Raw genomic sequence first — 7,567 nt, 5'->3', positions numbered from 1 at the left:
AACTATTATTTCTTATTTCTTGGAATTTTACTACAGTACAAATCTAAAGGTTGTGTCTTTTCGACCAACCACATGCTACTCTATTATGTTAAGGAAAGGCTAGCAAATAATTTTAGGTATGTCAATGATTTATTCGCCTATGATCTCGGGTGAAAATCTTTAATAATCTGCTGCAGATAATCGCGATCCAAATGGGTATAAATCTCTGTGGTGGTAATGGATTCATGTCCCAACATATCTTGCACCGCACGCAAATCAGCGCCCCCTTCAATTAAGTGGGTAGCAAAGGAATGACGGAAGGTATGCGGACTCACTGTTTTATCTAGACCAATATTTTTTGCAAGATTTTTGATAATTGTAAAAATCATTACACGTGTTAATTTATTACCTCTGCGATTTAAAAAAACAAAATTCTCAGCTCCTTTTACGATTGAAATATGACAACGTATTTCATTTCTATAAATATTAATATACTTGCGCGCCTCTCTACCAATTGGCACCAAGCGTTCCTTATTCCCCTTTCCTAAAACCTTTATAAAACCATCGTCAAAAAACAAATTCGAAATTTTCAATTCTACCAATTCCGTCACACGTAAACCACAGCTATAGAGGGTTTCAATCATCGCTCTGTTGCGTGCGCCTTCCGGAGTAGATAAATCAATGGCTTGCAATAGAAGTTCGATTTCAGGAAAAGATAAGGTATCGGGTAATTTTCTTCCCAACTTCGGACTGTCAATCAAAGAGGAAGGGTCTTCGTCTCGGATTTCTTCCATCAATAAAAATCGAAAAAATGATTTAACCCCAGACAAGATACGTGCTTGGGAATAAGCAGACATGCCCAAATCAGTAATATACCCTAAGAAAGATTGAATGTGCTTTCCTTTCACTTGCATTGGACCAACAGTAGGTTCCGTTAATTCAAGATATTGCATAAATTTTACAATATCATGCTCATAGGCCTCCACCGAATTCCCCGATAAAGAGCGTTCAATTTTTAAATAATCTCTAAACTGACGAATGAGGATTTTCCAATTCATGCTACTAAGTTATAGGTTTAAAGTATTAAGTTTTAAGAAAGGTGTGAAAAATTACGTTCTATGGTTAACGTATCAAGTTTTATGAATTGTAAATTCAAGTGATATATGGAACAAATAAAATTCTAAAGATTATTTCATTCGTTTTTAATTTGCAAAAATCCATATAAATTTTCATTTAAGACCAAATTGATACACTCTTAGAACATAAAACTTAAAACTTATAACTTATATTTGCTCTATGAAAATACTCATCCTCAACGGTCCTAATTTGAATTTGCTTGGTAAACGCGAGCCTGGTATTTATGGTTCTGCAACTGCTGAAGACATTTTTAATGAGATCAAACAACAACATCCTACGGTAATATTTACGTATTTCCAATCCAATGTGGAAGGAGAATTGGTGAACAAGCTGCATGAAGTAGGTTTTGATTACGATGGAATTGTTATGAATGCAGGCGCCTATACGCATACGTCCATTGCGATTGCGGATGCTGTGGCTGGGATTAAAACACCCGTTATTGAAGTACATATTTCAAATGTATATGCGCGCGAAGAATATCGCCATAAAAGTTTGATGGCAAAAAATTGCATGGGCATTATTACAGGTTTTGGAATGAAAAGTTATGCCTTAGCGGTACATCATTTGTTGAGTAAGTAATATGTTAAACTTCTATCCTGGCCCTTCCAAATTGCATGCACATGTTGAAAAGCATGTACAAGAAGCAATTGCTACGGGCATACTCAGCATGAATCACAGAAGTGCTGAATTCATGGATTTGTATCAACAGGTACAGGAAGGATTTGAAACCTATTATGACGTACCAAAAGGGTATTGCGTATATTTTACTTCATCTGCAACGGAGTGCTGGTCCATTCTTGCACAGTCCTTTTCCAACCGTTCCTTTTTGCACATCTATAATGGATCGTTCGGGAAGAAATGGATGGACGTATCCAAGCAATTAAACGTTGAACATGAATCGCTTGTGTTTGATATTCACGATACGCTTGATTTAAGTACCGTTGACGAATCGACTTCGCCTGAAATTGTTTGTACAACACTGGTAGAAACATCCAACGGAACATATCTATCAAAAGAAGTGCAAGCAACCGTTCGTGAAACGTTTCCAGATGCATTGATTGCTGTGGATGCAACATCCGGAATGGCGGGCATGTCGATCAAATGGGAACACGCAGATATTTGGTTTGCTTCGGTGCAAAAATGTTTTGGCTTGCCTTCTGGCTTAGGCATCCTTATTTTATCTCCACAAGCGCAACATACAGTTGAACATAGAAGTAAAGATTTACACTTCAATTCGCTCAAACAAATTGTTTCTAATGGGGAAGCGTTTCAAACAATCTGCACACCCAATATTTTAGGTATCTATTTAGTAGCGCAACGTTTAAAAGAAATTCAGGCAAATCATTTCATTGAAGGTTCAAAACGAATGGAATACCTATACAATCATTTTTCAACGCATACGTATTTACAACCATTAGTTCTTGACAAAAAGCTCTTATCTCCTACCGTATTAGCCTTAAAAGGGGATGAAGAATATATTTTTCAATTAAAAAAATCCTTGAAATTACAAGATATTATTATTGGTAATGGCTACGGAATTTGGAAAACGAATACCATTCGCATCGCAAACTTCCCAGCACATACGGATGCTGATTTCGAGGTGTTGTTGAAGGTGATTTGATGATTGGCTAATTTTCAGAAAGAAAACCTTCAAGGTTTTATCCAACAGAGCACTTGAATCGGAATTTCCACAGATGATAGCAAAGAAACCTTGAAGGTTTATAGTAATCACAGATGCAAATAAAAATCCTTCAATGCATCCACAAACTGTTCTGTATATTCATTTTTTGAATCTCGAATAATAAATGTTTCTTCTCTAGTATCAAGATGTATAGAATCTTTCCGGAGATGCAAAACATAACGAATAAGCTTGCGCTCATTATCATATATGGCTTGATAACGTTTGTTTTTTAGTCCAACTAGCGATGCAGCCTTTATAAAGTTTTCTTCCTCATAGATACTAATCAAAAGATATGCATCCCCATTTGAGCGAAGCATAAAAAAAACAACCTGCATCAATTCATCCACAGATAAATGAGATTGATGCAAAGCCATATCTTTAGATGTATTCCCCGACTTTAAAGACGCTGAAAAAAATGGCGGATTGCACACAATCAAATCGTATTGCTTGGGTGTGTATTTAAAATAGTCTTGTATGGATGTATGATGTAACGTTATTCGATTATTCCACGGGCTTCCATAAAAATTATCTACAGCTTGCTTGGCAGCAGCTTCGTTCATTTCTACCGCATCAATACATACATCTTTAGCGCTGCGTTGAGCCAACATCAATGCCAATAAGCCTGTGCCCGTACCAATATCTAAGATGGATAAAACAGTTGATTTGATTGGAACCGTTGCACCAAACACGCACGAATCGGTACATACTTTCATAGCAGTCGCATCCTGCTTTACTAAAAATTGTTTAAACTGAAACCAAGAATTAGACATAGGTAAAGTGAAGGATTATTTTTTCAACAAGCCATTTTCGGTTTCATATCCGTAATCGATTAATTTATTCGGACCATCGGCAGCTTGGGTTGCAAGTACATCGCAGCGTTCATTTTCCTTATTTCCTGCATGCCCTTTTACCCATTGAAAACGAATTTTATGTTTGCTTGCAACATATAAATAACGTCTCCACAAATCTTCATTTTTTTTATCCTTAAAATTCTTTTTGACCCAACCCAATACCCAGCCCTTTTCAACCGAATCGATTACGTATTTTGAATCGGAGTAAATAACCACTTCATGACCTGGTTCTTTCAATGCTTCTAAACCCGTAATTACAGCCAGCAATTCCATGCGGTTGTTGGTAGTAAACCGAAACCCTTCGCTCATTTCTTTGCGGTGCTGTTTAAACATCAACACCACACCAAATCCACCCGGACCAGGATTGCCTCTCGAAGATCCGTCTGTATATAAAGTAATCATGGTACGAAGGTAGGAATAAAGTTTTAAGTTTTAAGTAATAGGTTTTAAGATGTTGAGGAATGAACGTTTTTTTGTTCAGTATTTTACGAAGCCAATCACACTATACATTAAGATCGTTTTCAAATAAATAAGCGCATCAATCATATACGACTCCGCTGGAGTCGGGGTGCATAATGCAAGATTTTGCTATAAATATGTGATCCCGCTGGGATCAGTTATTCGCATCACTTGTTTGCTTATAATTTACGTTCTCAAAATACGTATTCAATATATTTTTTTATTAAAATTGTATCCCAAGGAAATTGCACAAAACGTATCCATTAATCCTGATCCCAGCGAAATAATTTCTAACATACATTCATTTATATTTCCCACGTTGCTTCATCAATTCAATATTCCACAAAAATATTGAATTTTATAATTGTATATCAAGATACTTGTACAAAACGTATCTATTTAATCTTGATCCCAGCGGGATCACATATTTATAGAATAAATACCAACACCAAACTCCGACTCCAGCGGAGTCGCATCTCCGAAACCTCTAATCATACCAGTCAAAGAGATATTCCGATTTGAATTCAATATTAAAATGTTTAAGAAATCCTTCGTACTCCTGTTTAAACGTAATTTTAGTATGATGTTCTTTCTGATTCATAATGTATTTAACAACTTTATCTAAAGCTGAATGACTATACGAAAAGGCACCAAAACCTTCTTGCCACTCAAATTTGAAAGGAGTCAATTTCTGTTCACGAATAAAAACACACGAGGCCTTTTTAATTTCCCTAATTAAATCAGACAAACAACATGTTGGTTTCATACCAATTAAAAAATGAATGTGATCTGGCATACCATTTATCGCAAGCATTTTTTGATTCTTTTGTTTTACAATACCTGTAATGTATTTATAGAGTTCATCTTCCCAAGAATTTTTTATTTGAGATTCACGGCCTTTGACTGCAAAAACAATTTGAATGTAGATTTGTGAATAGGTATTTGGCATAAAATTAAAAATTAGCTGGTTAATTGTACTGTAAATTCATTTAATGTATATGTGTACCAATAATATGCGACTCCTCTGGAGTCGGAGTATATGGTCATGATTTTGCTATAAATATGTGATCCCGCTGGGATCATTTCTAACTAACATTCGTTTATATTTTTTATTTTTTATTTTTTTCACTCAAAATGACTATTCAATAGAAATGATTATCTAAACAAATAACTTCCACTAGACAATTATCAAAATGCTTTTTAAAAATCCTAATCACAGCGGGATCACATATTTATAACAAAAACATATCTATTTAAACCCTACTCCGCTGGAGTCGCATCAATCCTAACCGACCACTTCCTTAAACACCACTCCAAATGATTTCAATCGTTCTAAAATGGGTGAATAGATTTCTGTATAAATGGGAATTACAACTCCTCGATTTTTTATCTTTCCTTGCAAAAATAAATCGATTGCTATCGCCAAGGGCAAACCCACCGTCTTAGCCATGGATGTGCGTTCTGCGTCTTCACCATCAACGATTAAACTACTTTGTACTAGTTTATTTTCTCCATTTAATTCGTATCTCAATCGATGAATCATTACAATGCGATCTTTATCGGATTGTTGCAATCGCCATTCTTTTTCTATAATGGTTTGAAAAATCTGTGCAGCAGTACCAGCCATTGTTGCAATGGGTGAATCTTCTAACAAACCTAAGGCTTCTAAATAAGGCACTACATCTTTCGTACCGCAGACATCAACTAATTTCTCTTCTAGTGTACCAACACTCCTAGGTAAAAATTGAGATAGAAAAGAATTGCCTGTTCTGCCTGCATCTTCTGGTATCTGAATAACATCATTTGTCAAACCTAATTGTATAATGTAATTCCAGCCCTTGCAAAATCCAGGATAGCGAAGTGTACCACGTTCAAAGGTGGACGCATCCTTCAAGTCATAAAGAGATTGATACGATAAGGAATCTCTGTTTGGATAGCCTTCATATACATCCGTGGTAGAAATACTCCACGTAGTTGGATGTGCAAATAGTTGTGTATACGGAACGACTTTAATGACACCATCGTGTTTGTATTGCGCGTCTGCACCTTGCCCCGCCAATACTACATTACGTGGATTCCAAGACACCTTGTAATTCCAAGGTGGATTCGTATAAGATGGATGCACCAAGCCTCCTGTAAAGGATTCAAAAGAAGTAATCGTAGCGCCTTTCCCCTTTAATGTATGGATCAATGAAAGTGCAGACATGTGATCGATACCGGGATCCAAGCCACATTCCATCATGAACAATAAATCGCTACTTTCGGCTTGCTCCTGCATGGCTTTAATTTCAGCACTTACATAGGAAGCTGTAAAAAAATGTTTCTGCGACTTCAAACACAATGCTGCAACCATAGCATGGAAAGCTGGTGGCAACATAGACACTACAATATCTGCATGTGTGATTTCTTTTTCTAGAGAATTAGCTGTAATCTCAGATTGTACAAACGAAATATTCGAAAATTCTTTTGTACGCTTCTCTACCAATTCGAGTTGTACATCTATTGCTTTTATAACCACTTCATTCGAAGCAATGAAATCATTTAAATACTGAAGTAAATAATACGTAGAGCGACCAATGCCAAGGATAAGGATGTTTTGCATATTTAAAGGTACTAGTATTTTAATGATTTGAAAAATGAGATAATTGAATAGGCATTTCACCTCAATCATTAAAATTTGCTCATAAAATGAATTGAAATGCATTTTCTCTGAAAAATCAATCATAGAATACATACAGAAAGTAAAATTGATATATACTACCATCTTTCTTTCAACGTTTTCAATAAAATCAAATTTTTAAATAGACCATACATGAAAAAAATCACTTTAATACTTCTAATTGGAATCTCTTCTCATTATTCCTTTGGACAACTGTCAATTGGTGTTACAGGAGGAATTCTTCATTCTTTGAAAGGCAGTGACGCCTATAATTTAGCTACTCCATATTCAGCTTATAAATTCGGAATAGAGTTCCTTTACACTGTTCATACACATTGGCAAATTAGAAGTGGTGTTGAATCCATTACATACAAATTTCAAAAGAATAATTTTTCATTTACAAATATATCATTCGATTCAAATCAATATTTCAAATCTCAATATATAGGTATACCTCTAGGTCTAAGATATATGTTTAAAGGAAATAAAATCAAACCATTTATAGATGGTTCTATGAATTTATTATTTAATACTTCTCATAGTACGTACTTCCAAAATAGGTCCATACCAACGGATAAAAATCCAAGACCTCCTTCTTTTATCTTATCTCCATCCTTGGGGGCAGGCATTATGATGTATCCAACAAAGTCTCTTTATTTATCATTCATGGCTAGTTACAGTGTGCAACTAAACTATATGTATGAAATGTATAACGACAAAAATCAATTGAAAAAAATACGATATAATAATTTAAATACGCAGTTAGCGATAGGGTATAATTTTTAAGCGATTACTCATCTA

General features: G+C 35.2%; 8 protein-coding genes. 3 read left to right on the top strand and 5 right to left on the bottom strand.

Annotated features, from left to right (window positions below):
- Positions 1–137 precede the first annotated feature (137 nt).
- Positions 138–1,037, bottom strand: a complete 900-nt coding sequence (gene xerD / locus Q0543_RS09290; RefSeq protein ID WP_299251734.1) for a site-specific tyrosine recombinase XerD — start codon at positions 1,035–1,037, stop codon at positions 138–140.
- A 238-nt stretch (positions 1,038–1,275) separates the two neighbouring features.
- Here xerD and aroQ point away from each other — a divergent pair, with 238 nt between their 5' ends.
- Together aroQ and Q0543_RS09280 are read left to right on the top strand one after the other, a co-directional pair.
- The gene (gene aroQ / locus Q0543_RS09285) at positions 1,276–1,695 is read left to right on the top strand and encodes a type II 3-dehydroquinate dehydratase (RefSeq protein ID WP_299251731.1); all 420 of its coding nucleotides are present in this window, start codon (positions 1,276–1,278) and stop codon (positions 1,693–1,695) included.
- 1 nt (position 1,696) lies between these two features.
- Positions 1,697–2,737, top strand: a complete 1,041-nt coding sequence (locus tag Q0543_RS09280) for an aminotransferase class V-fold PLP-dependent enzyme (RefSeq protein ID WP_299251728.1) — start codon at positions 1,697–1,699, stop codon at positions 2,735–2,737.
- Between the two features lie 107 nt (positions 2,738–2,844).
- On the opposite strand, the gene Q0543_RS09275 is transcribed toward Q0543_RS09280, so the two are convergent.
- The 4 genes from Q0543_RS09275 to Q0543_RS09260 form a co-directional block, all read right to left on the bottom strand.
- Entirely contained in the window at positions 2,845–3,567 is a 723-nt protein-coding gene (locus Q0543_RS09275) for a methyltransferase (RefSeq protein WP_299251725.1), read from the bottom strand.
- Between the two features lie 15 nt (positions 3,568–3,582).
- Positions 3,583–4,050, bottom strand: coding sequence for a ribonuclease HI (rnhA, locus tag Q0543_RS09270; protein ID WP_299251722.1), 468 nt, complete (start codon positions 4,048–4,050; stop codon positions 3,583–3,585).
- Positions 4,051–4,594: 544 nt separating this feature from the next.
- On the bottom strand, positions 4,595–5,056 hold the full coding sequence (gene tnpA, locus Q0543_RS09265) for an IS200/IS605 family transposase (protein WP_299251720.1): 462 nt from the start codon (positions 5,054–5,056) through the stop codon (positions 4,595–4,597).
- A 336-nt stretch (positions 5,057–5,392) separates the two neighbouring features.
- Positions 5,393–6,709 carry a saccharopine dehydrogenase C-terminal domain-containing protein gene (locus Q0543_RS09260; RefSeq protein WP_299251718.1) on the bottom strand — a complete coding sequence of 439 codons (1,317 nt, stop codon included), beginning with the start codon at positions 6,707–6,709 and terminating at the stop codon, positions 5,393–5,395.
- A 210-nt stretch (positions 6,710–6,919) separates the two neighbouring features.
- On the opposite strand from Q0543_RS09260, the gene Q0543_RS09255 reads away from it, so the two are divergent.
- On the top strand, positions 6,920–7,552 hold the full coding sequence (locus Q0543_RS09255; protein ID WP_299251715.1) for an outer membrane beta-barrel protein: 633 nt from the start codon (positions 6,920–6,922) through the stop codon (positions 7,550–7,552).
- The last annotated feature ends 15 nt before the right edge of the window (positions 7,553–7,567 follow it).

The sequence above is a fragment of the uncultured Cytophaga sp. genome (assembly GCF_937863595.1).
GTDB lineage: Bacteria > Bacteroidota > Bacteroidia > Cytophagales > Cytophagaceae > Cytophaga.
The sequence above is the reverse complement of the archived record's forward strand: the minus strand, read 5'-3'. Positions and strand labels throughout refer to the sequence as shown.